This window comes from Halomonas sp. JB37 (genome assembly GCF_002332255.1).
Classification (GTDB): Bacteria; Pseudomonadota; Gammaproteobacteria; order Pseudomonadales; family Halomonadaceae; genus Vreelandella; species Vreelandella casei.
The window spans coordinates 3,526,528-3,545,631 of record NZ_NRGW01000001.1; the positions used below are offsets into that span (position 1 = coordinate 3,526,528).

The following is a 19,104-nucleotide window of genomic DNA, read 5'->3' on the forward strand; positions in this document are numbered from 1 at the left end:
TGGTTGGCAAGCAGGCGCAATCGCACCATTACTTGTCGGCGGCACTGGTCTGATAGTCGGCAGGCGAATAACCCGCCTCTTTCAACGCCTGGGCCACTTCCGGCGGCATGTAATTTTCATCATGGCGAGCGAGGACTTTATCGGCGTACAAATGGCCGTCGGCCTGAAGCTCACCCACCACTACCACGCCTTGGCCTTCACGAAAAAGGTCGGGCAAAATTCCGCTGTAAACGACCTGAAGATCATCGACATAGTCCGTAACGGTAAATTCGACGTCCAGGCTGTCAGGATCGCGGGCCACCGAACCTTCTTTGACCATCCCACCGGCACGAATTTGTCGCGCCATGGGGGCATCACCCTGGGCGATCTGTACCGGACTAAAAAACAGATTAATATTAGCGCGCAGCGCGTAAAGCGTTAGCCCCACGGCGATCGCCGCCAGCGACACCAAGCCTAGGATAACCCACAGCTTCTGTTTTCGTTTAGGCGTCATGACGTACTCCTTTCGAGCGCCTGGCGCGCCGTCTCAAGACCCTAAGCAATTGACGCTGTTCAAGGCGCGCATGCCAAGCGCTGGCGAGCAGCAGCAGCGCCGTGACACCCCAAGCAGACCAAACGTAAGGTGCATGGCCACCCATGGCGAGAAAGTCAGAAAAGGAAGTAAATGCCATTAGCGCGCCTTCTTCGTTGCAGTGCTCAACATCGGGTCTGTCAGCAACTCTTGCACCCAGCGTTTACTGGCTTCTCGCCGTAGAATCTCGCTACGCGTGCGCATTAGCGTTATCGCAATAAAGAAGCAGTAAAAACCCAACAGCATAATGACCAACGGCAGCCACATTTGTGTAGGCATGGTCGGGCGCGAGGTTAACGTAAATGAAGCCGTCTGGTGCAGGGTATACCACCAATCAACCGAATACTTAATGATGGGAATATTGATGACACCCACCATCGTCAGCACCGAGGCTGCACGGGACCCGCTGTCGCGCCGGGTAAACGCGCTGCGTAAGGCGATGACCCCGATATACAGAAACAGCAAAATCAGCATAGAGGTGAGCCGCGCATCCCACATCCACCAGGTACCCCAGGTAGGCACGCCCCACACAGCACCGGAAAACAGCGCCACAAAGGTCATCACCGCCCCGAACGGCGCCATCACTGTCGCCGCCATGTCGGCCACTTTAATTTTCCAAACCATAAACACCAGGCCCGACACGGCCATAGCGATAAAAATAGATTGGGCTAAAAAAGCAGCCGGCACGTGTACATAAATAATCCGAAAGCTGTTGCCCTGCTGATAATCCGCAGGCGCAAATGCCAGCCCCCATAGTGAACCAACGACCAACAGCAGCACCGCTGCAGCCCAAAACCACGGCTGCATCTTGGCACTCATGCCATAGAACCACCGAGGTGATCCCAGCTTATGTATAAAGGCCCACATAGCGTGTTCTATCCTCAACCGTTAATACTAATGCGCAGTGATGCGGCAATCGCCCACGGCGCCAGCATAAGCGAGGCGGCAAGCAGCGCGCCCAAAATAGCTAAATGTGCGGCAACACCGCTACCGACAATAGCCGCCTGCACCGCGCCCACCCCAAAAATCAATACCGGGATCGTCAGCGGCAGCACCAGCAGCGAGAGCAGCACGCCGCCGCGCGCCAGGCCGACGGTTAACGCGGCGCCAATCGCGCCAATCAAACTCAGGCTGGCCGACCCCAGCGCAAGCGACAGCGCTAGCACGGCGTAGCTGCCGGTGGGCAACGACAGCATAACGCCTAATAGCGGCGCTATCAGCGCTAAGGGCAAGCCAGTTAGCAGCCAGTGAACGGCCACTTTTGCTAGGCTTAGCGCGGCCAACGAGTGCGGGGCCAGCAACAGCTGCTCAAGACTACCGTCGTCATAGTCGCTGCGAAACAGGCTATCGAGTGACAGCAGCGCGGCTAATAGCGCCGCCACCCAGAGCAAGCCCGGTGCAATAATTGCCAACAGCGCAGGGTCGGGCGAAATAGCCATTGGAAACAAGGTAATCACGAGCGCAAAGAACACTAAAGGATTAAGAATTTCACCGCGACGGCGAAGCAATAGCGTTAAATCACGCAGCAGCGTGGCTTTTACCGCGATCATTAGCCCGCCCTTATGGTCGAGCAATGGCGCTACTGGGCCGATCGCCGAACTATCCAAACAGCCAAGCGCTGAAGGCTGTGAAGCGCTGCTGGAAGCGTAGCTCAGCGGGCGGCTTGAAGGACTTTCTGAAGAGCCATTGGACGTGCTATGCAACGCGGTCTCCTTCTACCCCAGCGCTACCTGCCTCAGCAGCGGCGAGGCGGGCAGATCGTGGTGTGTGGTGACGAGTACGCAGCCACCTGCCTTTGCATGCGCAACAAGCTGTCTTTCAAGATCAGCAATGCCGTTACGATCAATCGCGGTAAAGGGCTCATCCAATACCCACAGGGCTCGCGGCGTCAGCGTTAACCGCGCCAATGCCACTCGCCGCTGCTGACCCGCCGACAGCTGCCCGGTAGGCACTTCTTCAAAACCTGCCAGCCCGATGCTTTCAAGCGCATTCAAGCGCTGTTCCTCGTCGTCTTTTTCACCGCTCAGCGCCTGATACCACGCTAAATTTTCTAGCGGCGAAAGCCCCAACTTTATGCCGGGGGCATGCCCCAAATAAAGCAGGTTAGCAAGAAAGTGGTCACGAGCCTTGCTCATTACCGTGCCATTCCAGAAAAGCGCGCCCTGATAGTCGCTGAGCTGCCCAGAGAGGATCTTGAGCAGCGTTGTCTTGCCGCAGCCATTAGGCCCTTCAATACGCACGACTTCACCGCTATGAATATCCAGATCCAGCCCTTTAAATAGCCAGCGGTCATCACGTTCACAGCCAAGTCCTCGGGCTTGTAGATGCAGGCTCAAGCGTCACTCCAGGCACATTGATTTCGCATCGAACTCTACACGGAAAGCTCCTTTCTCGCCACTTGCACAACCGGCCATCAACCAGTGGACAACGGACTCCAATGATCAATAAGACGAATTACCACTAGCACTGTATGCAAAAACAGGCCTATACTAAAACCACTGTATGGAAAGACATGTTTTGTGCGATTCAGCGTCGCCTGCACCGCTAAAGCGATTGCCTGCAGTCAATGTTTAAGGTCGCTATTTTCAAGTTCACTACGCATGAACGAAGCCTAACCAGCCGGCGTAGCAATGGAGATTCCCAAATGACGATATCAATGGCAGCATCTACCGCTACGCTCACTCATAGGCAACCACTACCGCGCCCTTATGCATTGACGTCTAACGTTACGCGGCACAATACCTATGCACTTAAAGTACGCGGCAATGCGATGCGCGATTGCAACTTATTCGATGGCGATGTCATTATTATTCGGCGCTACCAGCACGATACCCAAACAGAAACCGCCGTTGCCGAAATCAATCAGCAGAAAATAGCGCTGAAGCAGCTCTCCATAAGCCGTTCTGGCGTACAGCTATGGCCAGAAGATGCGCTTCAGCCAGCGCTTTTTTTGCATAATCGGGATATTCAGGTGCTTGGTATGGTGATGGGTGTTGAACCTCATGTGAGCAAGTCTGCTATTACGGAGCATTAATGCGTTACCGGGTTCCCAAACTGCCTGCATCAATATGGCATACGGCTGACATTGACGTAGAAAAGAGCCAATTTATAACCTGGATATGTTGCGCCCCTGACATTGGTGCGTTCAGCACTCTATTCAATGCCGCTAAAACGGCACACCCCAATGCGAGCCATCACTGCACCGCCTACATTGCAGGACCACCGGGCGAGCAGAACTTCATTGGCTTTTCTGACGATGGTGAGCCTGGCGGCACAGCCGGCAGGCCGATGTATCAGGTGCTGCAAGGCAGCCAACTTGGCCACATTGGCTGTGTCGTCATTCGTTATTTTGGTGGTACAAAGCTAGGTACCGGTGGATTAGCTCGCGCCTACGCCCAGGCAGTCAGCCATGCGCTTGAGACACTGCCCACCTGCGAGGTCATTGAACGCGATATTTACACTCTACGGCTGAGCTTTGCCCATGAAGCGATTGCTCGCGCCTGGTGCGAAGAACGTGATGTTCCTATTGAGCAAGCCAATTACGATGGAAACGGCGTCCGCTTAGCCGTTGGCTGGCCACGCGACTGCCCGCTCGACTTTTCCCCGCTGGAAAACCGCTTAAAGAGCACGATTGAGTTTCATACCGCCCCTCCATAAAAAACGCGACAGCTGAAATTTTCAGCATGCCGCGCTCTAATCGCTAGCGCTTCAACTCTGCGCTAAAAACGGCCTGATGACGCACCTTGATACGCGTGGGTTGATTAGCCCAGGTATTTAATCATTACCCCGGCAGCTACCGCTGATCCAATCACCCCGGCCACGTTGGGCCCCATGGCGTGCATCAATAAAAAATTATGCGGATTGGCCTCAAGCCCTACTTTATTAGCCACCCGGGCCGCCATAGGCACAGCGGAAACGCCGGCGGCGCCAATGAGCGGGTTGATGGGCATTTTACTCACCAGGTTCATGAGCTTGGCCATTAATACCCCGGCAGCCGTACCAATACCAAAGGCGACAATACCCAGCCCGAGTATCCCCAGCGTCTCAAATGCCAGAAAGCTCTCGGCCATGAGCTTAGAGCCCACGGACAAACCTAGAATAATCGTTACGATATTGATCAGCGCATTTTGCGCGGTATCCGACAAGCGTTCGACCACCCCACATTCACGCATCAGATTACCAAAGCAAAACATTCCCAGAAGCGGTGCGGCATCGGGTAAAAACAGCGCAACCAAGATCAACAGCATCAGCGGGAAGATGACTTTTTCCAGCCTAGACACCGCCCGTAGCTGCGTCATTTTGATTTGACGCTCTTTTTGAGTGGTTAAAAGACGCATGATCGGCGGCTGAATCAAGGGCACCAATGCCATATATGCATAGGCTGCCACGGCGATCGCACCCAGCAGCTCCGGCGCTAGCACGCTTGATACGTAGATAGACGTCGGGCCATCCGCGCCACCGATAATACCAATAGCGGCCGCCTGATTAAGCGAGAAATCCATCACCCCCATGGAGGTGAGCACCACGGCGCCAAACAGCGTGGCAAAAATACCAAACTGAGCGGCCGCACCTAAAAAAAGCGTGCGCGGATTGGCCAGCAAGGGGCCAAAATCGGTCATGGCACCCACGCCCATAAAGATAATCAGCGGCGCAATACCCGAGCCAATCGCCACTTTATAGAAGTTATACAGCATACCGTCGCTGTAGCCGACGCTCGTGGCAATGTCTCGCGCGGCACGTAGCTGGTCTGGCGCAACGCCATCGTGGGCGATCACTTTCAGCGATTCTCGCCATGTTTCAAGACCGCTAACAGGATCCAGCGTTGCGCCTAGCGCTGCTGCTATCTGCTGCAGCACCACAGGTTTAGCAACGTCAATGGCCTGATCTAACGCTGAAAGCGCCAGCCCTGCTTCGGGTATGTTGGCAAGAATGCCACCAAAGCCAATCGGCACTAACAGCAGCGGCTCAAACTTCTTATAAATGGCCAGATAGAGCAGCAATAGTCCCACTAAGATCATTGCCGCCTGGCCAAGCTCAAGGTTATACAGCCCCGAGCCTTCCCATAAGGTTACTAGTTTATCCATTACCGAGCGCCCTTAGAGTTCGATCAGCGTATCGCCTACGGCGACGCTATCGCCTTCGCTGACGTTAACCTTAGACACAGTGCCTGCGCTGCTAGCACGCACTTCGGTTTCCATTTTCATCGCTTCCAGGATAATGACGACATCACCATCAGCGACCTGATCGCCAGGACGCACATTCACTTTGAAAATATTGCCTGCCAGCGGCGCATCGATGCTTTCCCCGCTAGGCGCAGGTGAAACCTGAGCAGCGGCGGTCGTTGCGCTTACCGCTTGCTCCTGCACCTCGCCTAGCTCGCCCCCTTCAGAGACTTCCACCACGTAGGCTTTGCCATTGAGCTTAACGGTATAGGTTTCTGGGCCACTGTTCGCGGCTGAGGGCTTACTTTCCACCGGGGCAGACTCTTTATTGGCGCTCGCTTGGGCCGCTTGAGGCACGGGTTCAAAAGCATTCGGATTGTCGCGATTCTTCAAAAACTTCAAACCAATCTGCGGAAATAGCGCATAGGTCAGCACATCGTCGGTGGCCTGCTTACCCTCTGCAAGCCGGATACCGTCCGCACTGGCCTTCTCTTTGAGCTCCGTAGCCAGCCTGTCCATTTCAGGCGCAAGATTATCTGCCGGGCGGCAGGTAATCGGCTCACCGCCCTCTAACACGCGCTTTTGCAGCTCAGCGTTAAAGGGCGCAGGTGCCGCGCCGTACTCACCTTTAAGCAGTGCCTGCACTTCTTTGGAGATAGATTTGTAGCGCTCACCCATCATCACGTTCATGACGGCCTGCGTACCGACAATTTGTGAGGTTGGCGTAACCAAGGGAATAAACCCCAGGTCTTCACGCACACGTGGAATCTCGCTCAGTACGTCGTCGAGCTTGTCTCCAGCGCCCTGTTCTTTAAGCTGGGCTTCCATGTTGGTCAGCATGCCACCCGGCACCTGGGCAATCAGAATACGCGAATCGATCCCCCGTAGAGAGCCCTCAAAGGCGGTATATTTTTTACGTACTTCGCGGAAATAACCGGCAATGTCTTCCAGCAGTTCAAGATCTAAACCGGTATCGCGGTCGGTGTCTTTTAGCATCGCGACCACCGACTCGGTAGGGCTATGGCCGTAAGTCATCGACATCGAAGAGATAGACGTATCAACGTTATCAATGCCCGCCTCGACTGCTTTTAGAATGGTCGAGGTTGAGAGGCCGGTCGTGGCATGGCAATGCAGGTGTATCGGGATCGACAGCTCTTTCTTCAGCCGAGTGACAAGATCAAACGCCGTGTAGGGCGTAAGCAGCCCCGCCATATCCTTGATAGCCAATGAATCTGCACCCAAACCGGCAATGGTTTTAGCGAGATCGACCCAGCTATCCAGGGTATGTACCGGGCTCACGGTATAAGAAATGGTGCCCTGAGCATGGCCTTCGACATTACGCACCGCCTGGATGGCACGCTCAAGGTTGCGCGGATCATTCATCGCATCGAAGACACGAAAAACATCCACACCGTTGGTTCTCGCCCGCTCGACAAACTTATCGACGACATCATCCGCATAGTGACGGTAGCCCAGCAGGTTCTGCCCACGCAATAACATGGCTTGGGGAGTATTCGGCATCGCCTCTTTTAACGCACGGATACGCTCCCACGGGTCTTCGCCCAGGTAACGAATACAGGCGTCATAGGTGGCACCGCCCCATGTTTCCAACGACCAGTAGCCAACCTGATCAAGCTTTTCAGCGATCGGCAGCATATCGTCCAAACGCATGCGCGTTGCAAACAGCGATTGATGGGCATCGCGCAGCACGACATCGGTAATGCCTAGAGAGCGTTTTGTTTCGTTCATGGTCTTGGCTCACAGTTGAGAATTGTAAGTTTGTAGTAAAAATAACAAAAAAATAGCCAAAAAGTAGCTTTAATGAAAAAAAACTAGAAAGTTAACTACGTCGTGTGGAGCGATAACGGTGCACTGCAGCACTGATGACGGCCATGACCTCGTCATCCGGCGAGGAAGATGCAGAAGAACTTAGTGACTTTCTACCCATATCCGCAGCGGCAGGCACCGGTTGAAAGCGGTCAATCAGCTTTGACATCAACGTGACGCTGACCACTAAAATAGCAAGAAAAACAAACACTACCCCCATTCCGAGCGCCATCAACGCTAGCCCGTCCTGCAATAGCTCTTGATCCTGCATAAGACGCTCTCCTTCGTTTATAAATGCTGCTCACAGACATATGATTACGCCACTGCAATGAAAGGCGCTTGGCGCAGTAAGGGGAATACACTAACCTGCCACACCCAGAATAGAATGCAATGGCGCGATAGTGGAAGTCATGGTTGTTAATTTACTACATAACGGAAGAATTGGCCTAGCCCCCATGGAGGGGGTAATCGATGCGCTCACCCGCGATCTCTTAACCCGTCAAGCAGGATTTGATTGGACCGTGACGGAGTTCGTGCGCGTGGTTGATGCATGCTTGCCGCCGCGGGTGTTTTATAAGCACTGCCCAGAGCTTGCTCAACCGCCAGTGGCAACCCCAAGCGGTATTCCGGTACATCTACAGCTGCTCGGCTCTGACCCTCGCGCTCTGGCAGCCAACGCGCGCCAAGCGCTCCATTTAGGCGCAGTGAGCGTTGATCTTAATTTCGGCTGCCCCGCCAAGCTGGTCAATCGACACGACGGTGGCGCTGCACTGTTACGCCAACCGGAACGTGTCTACCAAGCGGTTAAAGCCGTTGCTGACGCGCTGGACGGCGAGATCCCGGTGACTGCCAAGATTCGCCTAGGCTTCTCTAATCGGCGCTTAGCGGTGGCCTGCGCGCAAGCGACTGAAGCAGGCGGTGCGACGCATTTGGTGGTGCATGCACGCACCCGTGACGAAGGCTACCGCCCACCGGCGCACTGGGAATGGATAGGCAAGATTCGTCGACATGTCAGCATCCCGGTGGTCGCCAACGGCGATATATGGACGCTTGAAGATTACTGGAAAGCGCGCACGCTCTCGGGATGTGATGACGTCATGCTTGGACGCAGTGCGCTGGCAGACCCCTGGCTTGCACCGCGCATTCGCCATTGGCAGACAACCGGTGAGCGGCTGCCTGAAAGCAGCTGGGCGATGCGCGCAAGCGTACTTCAAGAGTATGCCGCCCTACAGCGCCAGCACCTGCCGGACCGCGTCGTCGTCTCTTTAGTGAAGCAGTGGCTTGCCCAAATGCGTCAAGGCAGCAACGAAGCTAACCAGAACTTTCAACGCGTTAAACGTCTCACCGACTTAGACCATTTGCTCGACAGCCTTGTGGTCGATGCTTAAACAAAACGAATGGCCAAAAAAAGCGCCCAGCCGCAAAAGCGGTGGGCGCTACACACGATCGCAAGACCGGGGCGCGAGCCATTTCCGGCCAGGCTACAAACAGGCTTGAAACAGAAAACCCGCCCTCAAGAGAGAGCGGGTTTAGAATCTGGTGCGCCCGGGAGGATTCGAACCTCCGACCCCCTGATTCGTAGTCAGGTACTCTATCCAGCTGAGCTACGGGCGCGTAATAACTGCACTTATCTTTACTGCATGTTGCTAACTAAAAAGTGGTGCGCCCGGGAGGATTCGAACCTCCGACCCCCTGATTCGTAGTCAGGTACTCTATCCAGCTGAGCTACGGGCGCATACTTAGTGTGCATTGGCGGAGAAGGAGGGATTCGAACCCTCGATAGGGCTATAAACCCTATACTCCCTTAGCAGGGGAGCGCCTTCAGCCACTCGGCCACCTCTCCTTAACGGCACGGCGCGAATATTACCGATTTAGGTTACTTCTGTCCAGCCCTTGGCCGATTTTTTTTCGCGCTGGCCTTACCTTACGCTCAAAACATCACATAATGATGTGCGGGCGTAAGCGTCACTCCACTTCGTTTTCGCTATTCTTTTCACGCTGAATGCGCTGATAAATCTCTTCACGGTGAACCGATACATCTTTCGGCGCATTAACGCCGATACGCACTTGATTACCTTTCACACCTAGCACCGTGACGGTCATTTCATCACCGATCATCAGGGTTTCGCCAACACGGCGAGTTAGGATGAGCATGGCTGATCTCCTTTTCAGACGTTTTACTGCGGGGCATATCAGCCGAAGGCAATACCACGATAGCTACACGGTATTGCCTACCACAAAAAGCATCGGCTCCTTGATACCTTAAATCTCCCGCTGAAAGAAAGCTCACCACCACACGGCAGTAAGTACTTCTTTAGCGTAGAAGAGTTAAGAGATTAGTGTTACTCAGACTCGACATCTGCTTTATCTAAGCCAAACGCTTTGTGTAGCGCATTGACGGCAAGTTCCATATGTTTCTCATCAATCACTACCGAAATTTTAATCTCGGAGGTTGAGACCATGCGAATATTGACGTTTTCATCGGCCAGCACGCGGAACATTTTCGATGCCACGCCCGCATGGGAGCGCATACCGACACCGACGAGCGATACTTTAGCGATATTATCATCGCCGCGCAGCTCACCGCCTCCCAAATCAGGAATCACCGTCTCTTCGAGCAGCTTTTTGGTAGCCTTGTAGTCACCTTTCGCGACCGTAAAGGTGAAATCGGTATAGTCACCGGCGGGGGCCACGTTCTGCACGATCATATCGACTTCGATATTGGCATCGGCAATAGGACCAAGAATACGCGATGCTACGCCGGGCACATCAGGCGTGTTCAGCAGGGTCAGTTTGGCTTCATTTTTGGTGAAGGCGATACCGGAGATTAGGGGTTCTTCCATTGCGTCCTCGTCTTTGTCTGCTTCTGCAACAATTAGGGTACCGGGGCCGTCTTCAAAGCTCGACAGCACCCGCAGGGGTACGTTGTACTTACCGGCAAACTCTACTGCGCGAATCTGCAGTATTTTTGAGCCCAGGCTGGCTAGCTCAAGCATTTCTTCAACGGTAATACGTTCTAAGCGCTGAGCCTTTGAGCATACACGTGGGTCGGTGGTGTATACCCCATCGACATCGGTGTAAATTTGACACTCATCGGCACCTAGCGCTGCGGCTAATGCAACCCCAGTGGTATCGGAGCCACCACGCCCTAGAGTGGTAATATTGCCGTTTTCATCAACACCTTGAAAACCAGCAACCACAACGACCTGGCCGGCATCTAAGTCCGCTTTTAGGTCGTCGGTCTCAATGCGCTGAATACGGGCCTTGGTATAGGCGCTATCCGTATAAATACCCACTTGCGCGCCGGTATGCGACGTTGCTGGCACGCCAATCTGCTGAAGCGCCATCGCGAGTAGTGAAATCGTCACCTGCTCGCCGGTAGACAGCAGCATGTCCATCTCGCGCGGGGCGGGCTCTTCATTCAGTGCCTGGGCCATGTCCGTTAGTCGATTCGTTTCGCCACTCATGGCAGAAACCACGACCACCACCTGGTGGCCTTGATCACGGAAACCTTTGACCTTTTCAGCCACGGCCTTGATGCGCTCGACAGAGCCCACCGAGGTGCCGCCGAACTTCTGTACGTATAGTGCCATATGCCGTTTTTCCTATGCGTTCGGAAATGGAGGATGAAATTTGTCGTACATATCTAACGACAAGGCCGGTAGCAATTCATGCTACCGGCCCTGGTGTTTAGTTAAGCGTGTTTTCTAGCCATAGAGGTACGCTCTTCAGCGCATCCGGCAGCGCGTCGGGCTGGCTACCTCCAGCCTGAGCCATATCGGGGCGACCACCGCCCTTTCCACCCACAAGCGAGGCAACATGATTGACCAGCTCACCGGCTTTCACGCGACCAGTCAGGTCTTGGGTCACGCCGGCAATGAGACTTACTTTGCCGGCTGCCTGATCGGCAACGCCAAGAATAACCACGCCGGAACCTAGCTTGTTCTTAATCTGATCAAGCATGCCACGCAGATCTTTTCCGGACACACCGTCTAGCTGGGTCGCCAACAGCTTAATCCCTTTGATCTCTTGGACCTGGCTAAGCATATCGCTGCCCGCGGCGCTGGCAAGCTTAGCTTTGAGCTGCTCAAGCTCTTTCTCAAGGCTGCGGTTACGCTCAACCAGCGACTCTACCCGCGCTTCGACCTGCTCTGGCTTGGTTTTTAAGCGATCACCCAAGCGCCCCAGGCAGGCTTCCTGCTCACGGAAGTAGGCCAGCGCGTTTTCGCCGGTAATCGCTTCAATACGGCGTACGCCCGAAGCAATGCCCACTTCGCTCATCACGTGACAGCAGCCTATATCGCCACTGCGCGCCACGTGGGTACCGCCACAAAGCTCAATAGAAAAGTCGTCAGAACCGATAGTCAGTACGCGCACGTTCTCTGCATACTTGGCTTCAAACAGTGCCGCTGCGCCTTTGGCTTTGGCCTGATCCAAGCTCATCTGCTCGGTTTTGGTCGCAGCGTTAGCCAGAATCTGCTCGTTGACCAGCCGCTCTACTTCCGCCAACTGTTCAGCCGTCATCGGTTCAAAGTGGCTAAAGTCAAAGCGCAGGCGTTCAGCGTTAACCAGCGACCCTTTCTGCTGCACGTGATCACCCAGCACCATGCGCAGCGCTTTATGCAGCAGGTGAGTGGCCGAATGGTTGCGAATAGTTGCAGCGCGCAGGCTGGCGTCTACTTCGCCACGCACGCTGGCACCGACGCTCAACGCGCCTTCCACCATCACACCTTGATGCAGATGATGGCCGCTCTGCTTTTGGGTATCCATTACCTGGAAGCGCCCGCCGTCTACGTACAGATAGCCAGTGTCGCCTACCTGTCCGCCCGACTCGCCGTAAAATGGCGTACGATCCAACACTATCGTGCCTTTTTGGCCGGCCTCGAGTGCAGACAGTGCATTGCCTTCACTGTCGACCAGCGCCGTCACTTTGGCCTGATCTTCTAAGCGGTCGTACCCGGTAAAGGCTGTCTCGCCATCCAATTCAATGGATGCACTGTAGTCGGCACCAAACTGACTGGCCGCTCGGGCGCGTTCGCGCTGCGCTTCCAGCTCACGCTGAAAACCGTCTTCATCGAGGGTGACACCACGCTCCCGGCAAACATCCGCCGTCAGGTCAAAGGGGAAACCATAAGTGTCATAAAGCTTAAACACAGTTTCACCCGACAGCACGTTACCATTCAGCTCAGCCAGCGCTGCATTCAATAGCCCCATACCGTGATCCAGCGTACGGGCAAACTGCTCTTCTTCTTTCAATAGCACGCGCTCGATTTGACCACAGGCTTCGCGCAACTCTGGATAGGCATCGCCCATTTCAGCGTCAAGCGCACCGACCAGCTTGTGGAAGAACGGGTCGACCGCACCTAGCTTATGGCCGTGGCGAATCGCGCGGCGAATAATACGCCGCAGCACGTAGCCGCGCCCTTCGTTGGAAGGCAGCACCCCATCGGCAATTAAAAAGGCGCAGGAGCGAATGTGATCGGCAATCACGCGCAATGAAGGCGTCGCCGTGTCCACATGGCCGGTTGCCTGTGAAGCTGCTTGCAGCAGGCGCTGAAACAGATCGATCTCATAGTTGGAGTGAACGCCCTGCATGACAGCAGCCACTCGCTCCAGGCCCATGCCGGTATCAATAGAAGGTTTAGGCAGCGGATTGAGCGTTCCCTGAGCATCGCGATCAAACTGCATGAACACTAAATTCCAGATTTCAATATAGCGGTCGCCATCTTCTTCCGGACTACCGGGAGGGCCGCCCCAGACCTCTGGGCCGTGATCATAGAAGATTTCTGAGCTGGGCCCGCAGGGGCCGGTATCACCCATCTGCCAGAAATTGTCCTCATCCAGCTTGGAAAAGCGTTCAGGGTCAATGCCCACTTCATCCTTCCAGATACGCTCAGCTTCGTCGTCACTGATGTGCACCGTTACCCACAGTTTTTCTTTAGGCAGCCCCAGCGTTTCGGTTAGAAACACCCAGGCAAAGCGAATAGCATCACGCTTGAAGTAGTCACCGAAACTGAAGTTACCCATCATTTCGAAGAAAGTATGATGACGGGCGGTATAACCGACGTTATCTAAATCATTATGCTTGCCGCCCGCGCGCACGCAGCGTTGCGCAGAAGTGGCGCGTACATACGGGCGCGGGTCGCGACCCAGAAACACATCTTTAAACGGCACCATACCGGCATTGGTAAACAGCAGCGTAGGGTCATTACCCGGCACTAGCGAGCTGGTTGGCACAATGGTGTGCCCCTGCTCTGCAAAGAAGGAAAGAAAGGCCTGTCTTATCTCTGCGCTTTTCATAGGGTATCCGTAACAAGAAAGCGTGGTGTCCCAGGGCGCTGTCACCGCTACCCTCAGGGGTCGCAAAGAAGCCATTATAGCGCAGTTGTCAAACGACTAAAGCCGCACTTAGTGGCAGAAATGCAATCAAAAAGATGCACAAGCCTATTAGAGCGCCATTAGAAATGTAAGAGACGATGTGGTTATACGCAGAAACGAAGATATTTCAGGCGCCTAAGAAGGCGTTAAAGGCAGGAAAGTGCGTAACGTATTTGTTCAAAATCGAAGCCACGGCTGGCTAAAAAGCGCTCTCGCCTGGCGCGCTCTTTGGGTGTTTCGCCAGCAGACGTAAAGCGCCGAGCCAAGGTTTCGCGCGCCAATTCAAACCAGTCAACCTGTTCGTTCGCCACCACCGACTCAAACGCAGCGCTAAGCGTTTCTTGGTCGACGCCGCGCTGGCGTAGCTCACCCTTAATACGGATAACGCCCTGACCACGCAAAATACGTGAGCGCACAAAGCTTGCAGCAAAGCGTTCGTCCGACTGGAACCCTTGCTCGATCAGCGTATCCAGACACTCATCGATAGCAGAGGGCTCAAAGGATTTTTTCGCCAATCGCTGTGCCAGCTCAGCGCGCGAATATTCGCGCCGAGCCAGCAAGCCGATGGCGATCACTCGTGGCGTAGCATCACGCTGCGAGGCAAACGCCATTAGGGTGCCTTATAGCAGATCGTCATCACCCGCATCTGTGTCAACCGCTGCCTCTACAGACGCCTCTTCCTTTTCCTTCTTGGGGTCCGGCTTGGCCAGTAACTGCTCGCGGATTTGCGTTTCGATTTCAATCATAATCTCAGGATGCTCTTCCAGATACAGCGCTGAATTAGCTTTACCCTGGCCTATTTTCTTACCCTTGTAGCTGTACCAAGCACCGGCTTTATCGACGAGGTTACACTGCACGCCCAGATCAATAACTTCGCCCGCGTGATAGATACCCTTGCCGTAAAGAATCTGGAATTCAGCCTGACGGAACGGCGGCGCCACTTTGTTCTTGACCACTTTGACGCGGGTTTCGTTACCGGTGACTTCATCACCAACCTTAACCGAGCCCGTACGGCGAATGTCGAGGCGCACACTAGCGTAAAACTTGAGCGCATTACCGCCGGTCGTCGTTTCAGGGCTACCAAACATAACGCCGATCTTCATACGAATCTGGTTAATGAAGATAACTAAGCAGTTGGCATTTTTGATATTACCGGTGATTTTACGCAGCGCCTGTGACATCAACCGCGCCTGTAGGCCAACGTGCGTATCGCCCATCTCGCCTTCGATTTCCGCACGCGGCGTCAGCGCTGCGACCGAGTCGATAACAATCACGTCAACACCGCCAGAACGCACCAGCATGTCGGTAATTTCTAGCGCTTGCTCGCCGGTGTCCGGCTGGGAAACCAGCAGGTCATCCAGATTAACGCCCAGTTTTTCAGCGTAGCTTGGATCAAGCGCGTGCTCGGCATCTACAAAGGCACACACTTTGCCCTGCTTTTGCGCCTGAGCAATCACTGAAAGGGTCAGCGTGGTTTTACCCGACGATTCTGGACCAAAGATTTCGCATACTCGTCCGTACGGCAGACCACCGATGCCGAGCGCGATATCCAGCCCCAATGAACCGGTGGAAACCGACGGCATGACTACACGCGGAGCGTCGCCTAGACGCATGACGGTGCCTTTGCCGAACTGACGGTCGATTTGGCTGAGTGCAGCGTTTAGCGCTTTAGTGCGGTTGTCATCCTGAGCCATTCAGTGATTCCTCATAACAAGCTGTATAATTAGCCAGTAGTATGCCAAAGATTCCGTCGTAAACAAATCCTCGACGACACTTTCTCACAATTATTTCGTATCGCCCGCATTTACCTGAGCATCCAAGCGCGCCACTAGCCCGGCTAGCGCCTGACGCACGGCCTGTTCACGCACTGCTGAGCGGTCGCCTGGAAAATGAAAACATTCCGCCTGCTGGGCATTGGCATCGCCCCACGCCAGCCATACTGTACCTACTGGCTTGTCCTCACTGCCACCGTCTGGCCCGGCGATACCGCTGACCGCAACGCCCAAGCCTGCACCACTTTCCCGGCAGGCACCAAGCACCATGGCGTTCACCACTTCTTCACTCACCGCACCATGCGCTGCCAGCATAGCGTCGGGCACGCCCAATAATCGGCTCTTCACCGGATTCGCATACGCTACATAGCCGGTCGTAAAATAGGCCGAGCTACCCGCAACCGCGGTAATCGCGCTGGCAACGCCGCCGCCCGTGCACGACTCAGCGGCGGTGACTTCTACCTTTAACTGCTGGCAAAGCCGCCCCAGCCGTTGAGCAAGCAGTGTTAAATCAAGATTTTTTAGGCTAGATACGCTGGTCACTATCGTCGCTCCTTCAAGTGAGTCGTCAGTTCAGCGTAGAATACTGCGTTTAGCTTTCTTAAAGAACTGACGTAAAGAAACCGCTCAAAGAACATGCCGTCGGTCGAGACGGCTTACGCTACGCTTAACCAGGACGCCCATGTCACAGGCCATCCCCGCTAATACGCCAATGATCACGCAATACTTAAAGATCAAACGTGAACATCCCGAGGTACTGCTGTTCTACCGAATGGGGGATTTTTACGAGCTATTTTTCGACGATGCTAAACGCGCCTCCGCGTTACTGGATATCACGCTTACCCAGCGCGGGCAGTCAGGCGGCAAACCTATTCCGATGGCTGGCGTACCCTACCACAGCGCTGAAGGCTACCTGGCACGCTTAGTTGCTGGCGGCGAGTCGGTGGCTATCTGCGAGCAAATTGGCGACCCAGCGACCAGCAAAGGCCCCGTTGATCGCCAGGTGGTTCGCATCGTCACCCCTGGCACGCTCCACGACGAAGCGCTGCTCGATGCGCGCCGCGACAACGTACTGGTATCCGTCTCCCCCGGCAAAGATAGCTGGGGCCTGGCATGGCTTGAGCTTTCCAGCGGCCGCTTCAACGTACTGGAAGTAGAGAGCGAAGCCGAAATGCTCGCCGAGCTTACGCGCCTATCGCCCGCTGAGCTGCTCGTACCGGAAAGCTTAACGCTGCCGGCTGCCTGGTCACAAAAACGCAGCCTGCGTCGTCAGGGTGAATGGCTATTTGATATAGACAGCGCTACCCGCAGCCTGTGTGATCAGTTTGAAGTCCAGGATTTGCGCGGCTTTGGCTGCGCGCATTTGACTACCGCACTGATTGCCGCAGGCGTATTGATCGATTACGCCCGCGACACCCAGCGCTCGCGACTGCCTCATGTCACTGCGATCAGCGTCGAAAATCGTGATGATGCGGTGGTCATTGACGCGGCCAGCCGGCGCAATTTAGAAATTGACATCAACCTCGGCGGCAATAGCGACAACACCCTGGCCAGCGTGCTGGATACCTGCACCACTGCCATGGGCTCGCGACTGCTCAAGCGCTGGCTCAACCGTCCCCTGCGCCAGCGCGAGATTGTCCAGGCTCGTCATGCAGGCGTGGCACTGCTCAGCTTAGATGCCGCCTACATGCCGCTTCGCGATACCTTGAGCGCCGTCGGCGACGTCGAGCGTATTCTGGCTCGCGTGGCACTGTATAGCGCCCGCCCACGAGATTTAGCACGCCTTAGAGACGCACTAGTAACGCTGCCCACGCTTGAACAGCAATTGAGTGAGGTAGAGAGCGGCAGTGCGTTGGACACCCTGCGCCCGCATATTCGCCCCTACCCAGAAATGGCCGATATGCTGAGCCGTGCGCTGGTCGAGAACCCGCCCGTGGTGATCCGCGATGGCGGCGTGATTGCTGACGGCTTTGACGCTGAGCTCGACGAGCATCGCGGCATGGCCGAAAACGCTGGCGACTATCTGATCCAACTCGAACTTCGCGAGCGCGAACGCACTGGCTTGGCGCACCTGAAAGTCGGTTATAACCGAGTGCATGGCTACTTTATTGAGTTACCTCGCTCCCAGGCACAGCAGGCGCCAGCCGACTATATCCGTCGCCAAACGCTGAAAAATGCCGAGCGGTTTATCATTCCGGAACTCAAAGAGTTTGAAGATAAAGCGCTGTCGGCCAAATCGCGCGCGCTGACGCGTGAAAAATGGCTTTATGACCGCCTGCTGGGTGATCTCAATGCCAGCCTGCATGCGCTACAAAGCACCTCTCAAGCCGTCGCTGAGCTAGATGTACTGTGCGCCTTTGCTGAACGCGCGGAGGCACTAGGCTGGGTTCGCCCAATGCTCAGCGAGGCCACCGGCATACGAATTGAAGCCGGGCGCCACCCTGTCGTTGAGCACGTCAGCGAAACGCCTTTTGTACCTAACGACGTCACGCTCACGCCTGATCAGCACATGCTGATCATTACCGGCCCCAACATGGGCGGTAAATCGACCTATATGCGCCAGACCGCGCTGATTGCGCTGCTGGCTCACTGCGGCAGCTTTGTGCCCGCCGATGCCGCTGAGATTGGCCCGCTTGACCGCATTTTCACCCGCATTGGCTCGTCGGATGATCTTGCTGGCGGGCGCTCTACCTTTATGGTCGAAATGACCGAAACTGCCAATATTCTGCATAATGCTACCCAGCAAAGCCTGATTTTGATGGATGAAATTGGCCGTGGCACCAGCACCTTTGATGGCCTATCACTTGCCTGGGCCAGCGCCGAACATTTGGCTAAAGGGCGTGCGCTAACGCTCTTTGCCACCCATTACTTTGAGATGACCGCCCTTCCGGAGCACATGGACGGCGTGGCCAACATCCATTTAACGGCCACCGAGCATGGCGACAGCATTGTGTTTATGCATCGCATAGAGGCAGGCCCTGCAAGCCAGAGCTATGGATTGCAGGTGGCTCAGTTAGCCGGCGTTCCTAATCATGTGATTAAACGCGCCCGTGAAAAGCTGGTCAGCTTAGAGCATCGTGATGTGGGCAACAGTACAAAGGCGCCGAGCACTGCGCCGCAGCAAAACGACTTATTTGCCGCAACACCTCACCCGGTGATCGAGGCACTTGAAAAGACGGATATGGATGATTTATCGCCGCGAGAAGCCCTCGCGCTGCTTTATCAATGGCGGGACTTGCTCTAATAGCTGCAATAGAAGACCATGCGGCGCTTGCCGCATGGTATGCGCACCTCTAGAATGTCATCAAACTTTTAGCTTATAAAAAACGGCTGATTTATAACCATTCACGATTAATCATGACCGGGACATATCCGGTCCCGCGAGAGGGATAGC

At 54.9% G+C, this 19,104-nt stretch carries 18 protein-coding genes and 3 tRNA genes; 4 read left to right on the top strand and 17 right to left on the bottom strand.

Annotation, left to right across the window (positions count from 1 at the left end):
* Positions 1–28: 28 nt before the first annotated feature.
* From ccmE to ccmA, 5 genes are all read right to left on the bottom strand, one after another.
* Positions 29–493 (bottom strand): cytochrome c maturation protein CcmE, encoded by a 465-nt coding sequence (gene ccmE / locus CIK78_RS16365; RefSeq protein ID WP_096281974.1) that lies wholly within the window; start codon positions 491–493, stop codon positions 29–31.
* Positions 483–671, bottom strand: coding sequence for a heme exporter protein CcmD (gene ccmD / locus CIK78_RS16370; protein ID WP_096281975.1), 189 nt, complete (start codon positions 669–671; stop codon positions 483–485). Before ccmD ends, ccmE begins: the two co-directional genes overlap by 11 nt.
* A complete protein-coding gene (locus CIK78_RS16375) occupies positions 671–1,438 on the bottom strand; it encodes a heme ABC transporter permease (protein WP_096281976.1) in 768 nt (255 codons plus the stop codon). The genes ccmD and CIK78_RS16375 overlap by 1 nt, the downstream gene beginning before the upstream one ends.
* 14 nt (positions 1,439–1,452) lie before the next feature.
* The gene (gene ccmB, locus CIK78_RS16380) at positions 1,453–2,121 is read right to left on the bottom strand and encodes a heme exporter protein CcmB (RefSeq protein WP_225734326.1); all 669 of its coding nucleotides are present in this window, start codon (positions 2,119–2,121) and stop codon (positions 1,453–1,455) included.
* Between the two features lie 165 nt (positions 2,122–2,286).
* Complete coding sequence (gene ccmA / locus CIK78_RS16385) at positions 2,287–2,907, bottom strand: cytochrome c biogenesis heme-transporting ATPase CcmA (protein WP_096281977.1); 621 nt, start codon at positions 2,905–2,907, stop codon at positions 2,287–2,289.
* A gap of 308 nt (positions 2,908–3,215) precedes the next feature.
* Here ccmA and CIK78_RS16390 point away from each other — a divergent pair, with 308 nt between their 5' ends.
* Positions 3,216–3,605 carry a S24 family peptidase gene (locus CIK78_RS16390; RefSeq protein WP_225734309.1) on the top strand — a complete coding sequence of 130 codons (390 nt, stop codon included), beginning with the start codon at positions 3,216–3,218 and terminating at the stop codon, positions 3,603–3,605.
* Complete coding sequence (locus tag CIK78_RS16395; RefSeq protein ID WP_096281978.1) at positions 3,605–4,228, top strand: YigZ family protein; 624 nt, start codon at positions 3,605–3,607, stop codon at positions 4,226–4,228. Before CIK78_RS16390 ends, CIK78_RS16395 begins: the two co-directional genes overlap by 1 nt.
* Before the next feature lie 104 nt (positions 4,229–4,332).
* Here the strand turns inward: CIK78_RS16395 and CIK78_RS16400 are convergent, their stop codons facing one another.
* The 3 genes from CIK78_RS16400 to CIK78_RS16410 form a co-directional block, all read right to left on the bottom strand.
* Entirely contained in the window at positions 4,333–5,655 is a 1,323-nt protein-coding gene (locus CIK78_RS16400) for a sodium ion-translocating decarboxylase subunit beta (protein WP_096281979.1), read from the bottom strand.
* A gap of 12 nt (positions 5,656–5,667) precedes the next feature.
* Positions 5,668–7,482, bottom strand: a complete 1,815-nt coding sequence (oadA, locus tag CIK78_RS16405) for a sodium-extruding oxaloacetate decarboxylase subunit alpha (protein ID WP_096281980.1) — start codon at positions 7,480–7,482, stop codon at positions 5,668–5,670.
* 91 nt (positions 7,483–7,573) lie between these two features.
* Positions 7,574–7,831 (bottom strand): OadG family transporter subunit, encoded by a 258-nt coding sequence (locus tag CIK78_RS16410; RefSeq protein WP_096281981.1) that lies wholly within the window; start codon positions 7,829–7,831, stop codon positions 7,574–7,576.
* 139 nt (positions 7,832–7,970) lie between these two features.
* On the opposite strand from CIK78_RS16410, the gene CIK78_RS16415 reads away from it, so the two are divergent.
* Positions 7,971–8,948: a tRNA-dihydrouridine synthase family protein gene (locus tag CIK78_RS16415; RefSeq protein ID WP_225734308.1), complete on the top strand. Its 978-nt coding sequence runs from the start codon at positions 7,971–7,973 to the stop codon at positions 8,946–8,948.
* Positions 8,949–9,097: 149 nt separating this feature from the next.
* On the opposite strand, the gene CIK78_RS16420 is transcribed toward CIK78_RS16415, so the two are convergent.
* The 9 genes from CIK78_RS16420 to CIK78_RS16460 all read right to left on the bottom strand — a co-directional run bounded on the left by CIK78_RS16420 (position 9,098) and on the right by CIK78_RS16460 (position 16,256).
* Positions 9,098–9,174, bottom strand: a tRNA-Arg gene (locus CIK78_RS16420).
* Between the two features lie 44 nt (positions 9,175–9,218).
* Positions 9,219–9,295, bottom strand: a tRNA-Arg gene (locus tag CIK78_RS16425).
* A gap of 15 nt (positions 9,296–9,310) precedes the next feature.
* Positions 9,311–9,403, bottom strand: a tRNA-Ser gene (locus CIK78_RS16430).
* Positions 9,404–9,525: 122 nt separating this feature from the next.
* Positions 9,526–9,714, bottom strand: coding sequence for a carbon storage regulator CsrA (csrA, locus tag CIK78_RS16435; protein WP_096281982.1), 189 nt, complete (start codon positions 9,712–9,714; stop codon positions 9,526–9,528).
* A gap of 188 nt (positions 9,715–9,902) precedes the next feature.
* Entirely contained in the window at positions 9,903–11,153 is a 1,251-nt protein-coding gene (locus tag CIK78_RS16440) for an aspartate kinase (RefSeq protein ID WP_096281983.1), read from the bottom strand.
* 97 nt (positions 11,154–11,250) lie between these two features.
* Positions 11,251–13,860, bottom strand: coding sequence for an alanine--tRNA ligase (gene alaS, locus CIK78_RS16445; RefSeq protein WP_096281984.1), 2,610 nt, complete (start codon positions 13,858–13,860; stop codon positions 11,251–11,253).
* A gap of 224 nt (positions 13,861–14,084) precedes the next feature.
* On the bottom strand, positions 14,085–14,549 hold the full coding sequence (locus tag CIK78_RS16450) for a regulatory protein RecX (RefSeq protein WP_096281985.1): 465 nt from the start codon (positions 14,547–14,549) through the stop codon (positions 14,085–14,087).
* Positions 14,550–14,558: 9 nt separating this feature from the next.
* Positions 14,559–15,632: a recombinase RecA gene (recA, locus tag CIK78_RS16455; RefSeq protein WP_096281986.1), complete on the bottom strand. Its 1,074-nt coding sequence runs from the start codon at positions 15,630–15,632 to the stop codon at positions 14,559–14,561.
* Between the two features lie 90 nt (positions 15,633–15,722).
* Entirely contained in the window at positions 15,723–16,256 is a 534-nt protein-coding gene (locus tag CIK78_RS16460) for a CinA family protein (RefSeq protein ID WP_096281987.1), read from the bottom strand.
* Positions 16,257–16,392: 136 nt separating this feature from the next.
* Here CIK78_RS16460 and mutS point away from each other — a divergent pair, with 136 nt between their 5' ends.
* On the top strand, positions 16,393–18,954 hold the full coding sequence (mutS, locus tag CIK78_RS16465; RefSeq protein WP_096281988.1) for a DNA mismatch repair protein MutS: 2,562 nt from the start codon (positions 16,393–16,395) through the stop codon (positions 18,952–18,954).
* The last annotated feature ends 150 nt before the right edge of the window (positions 18,955–19,104 follow it).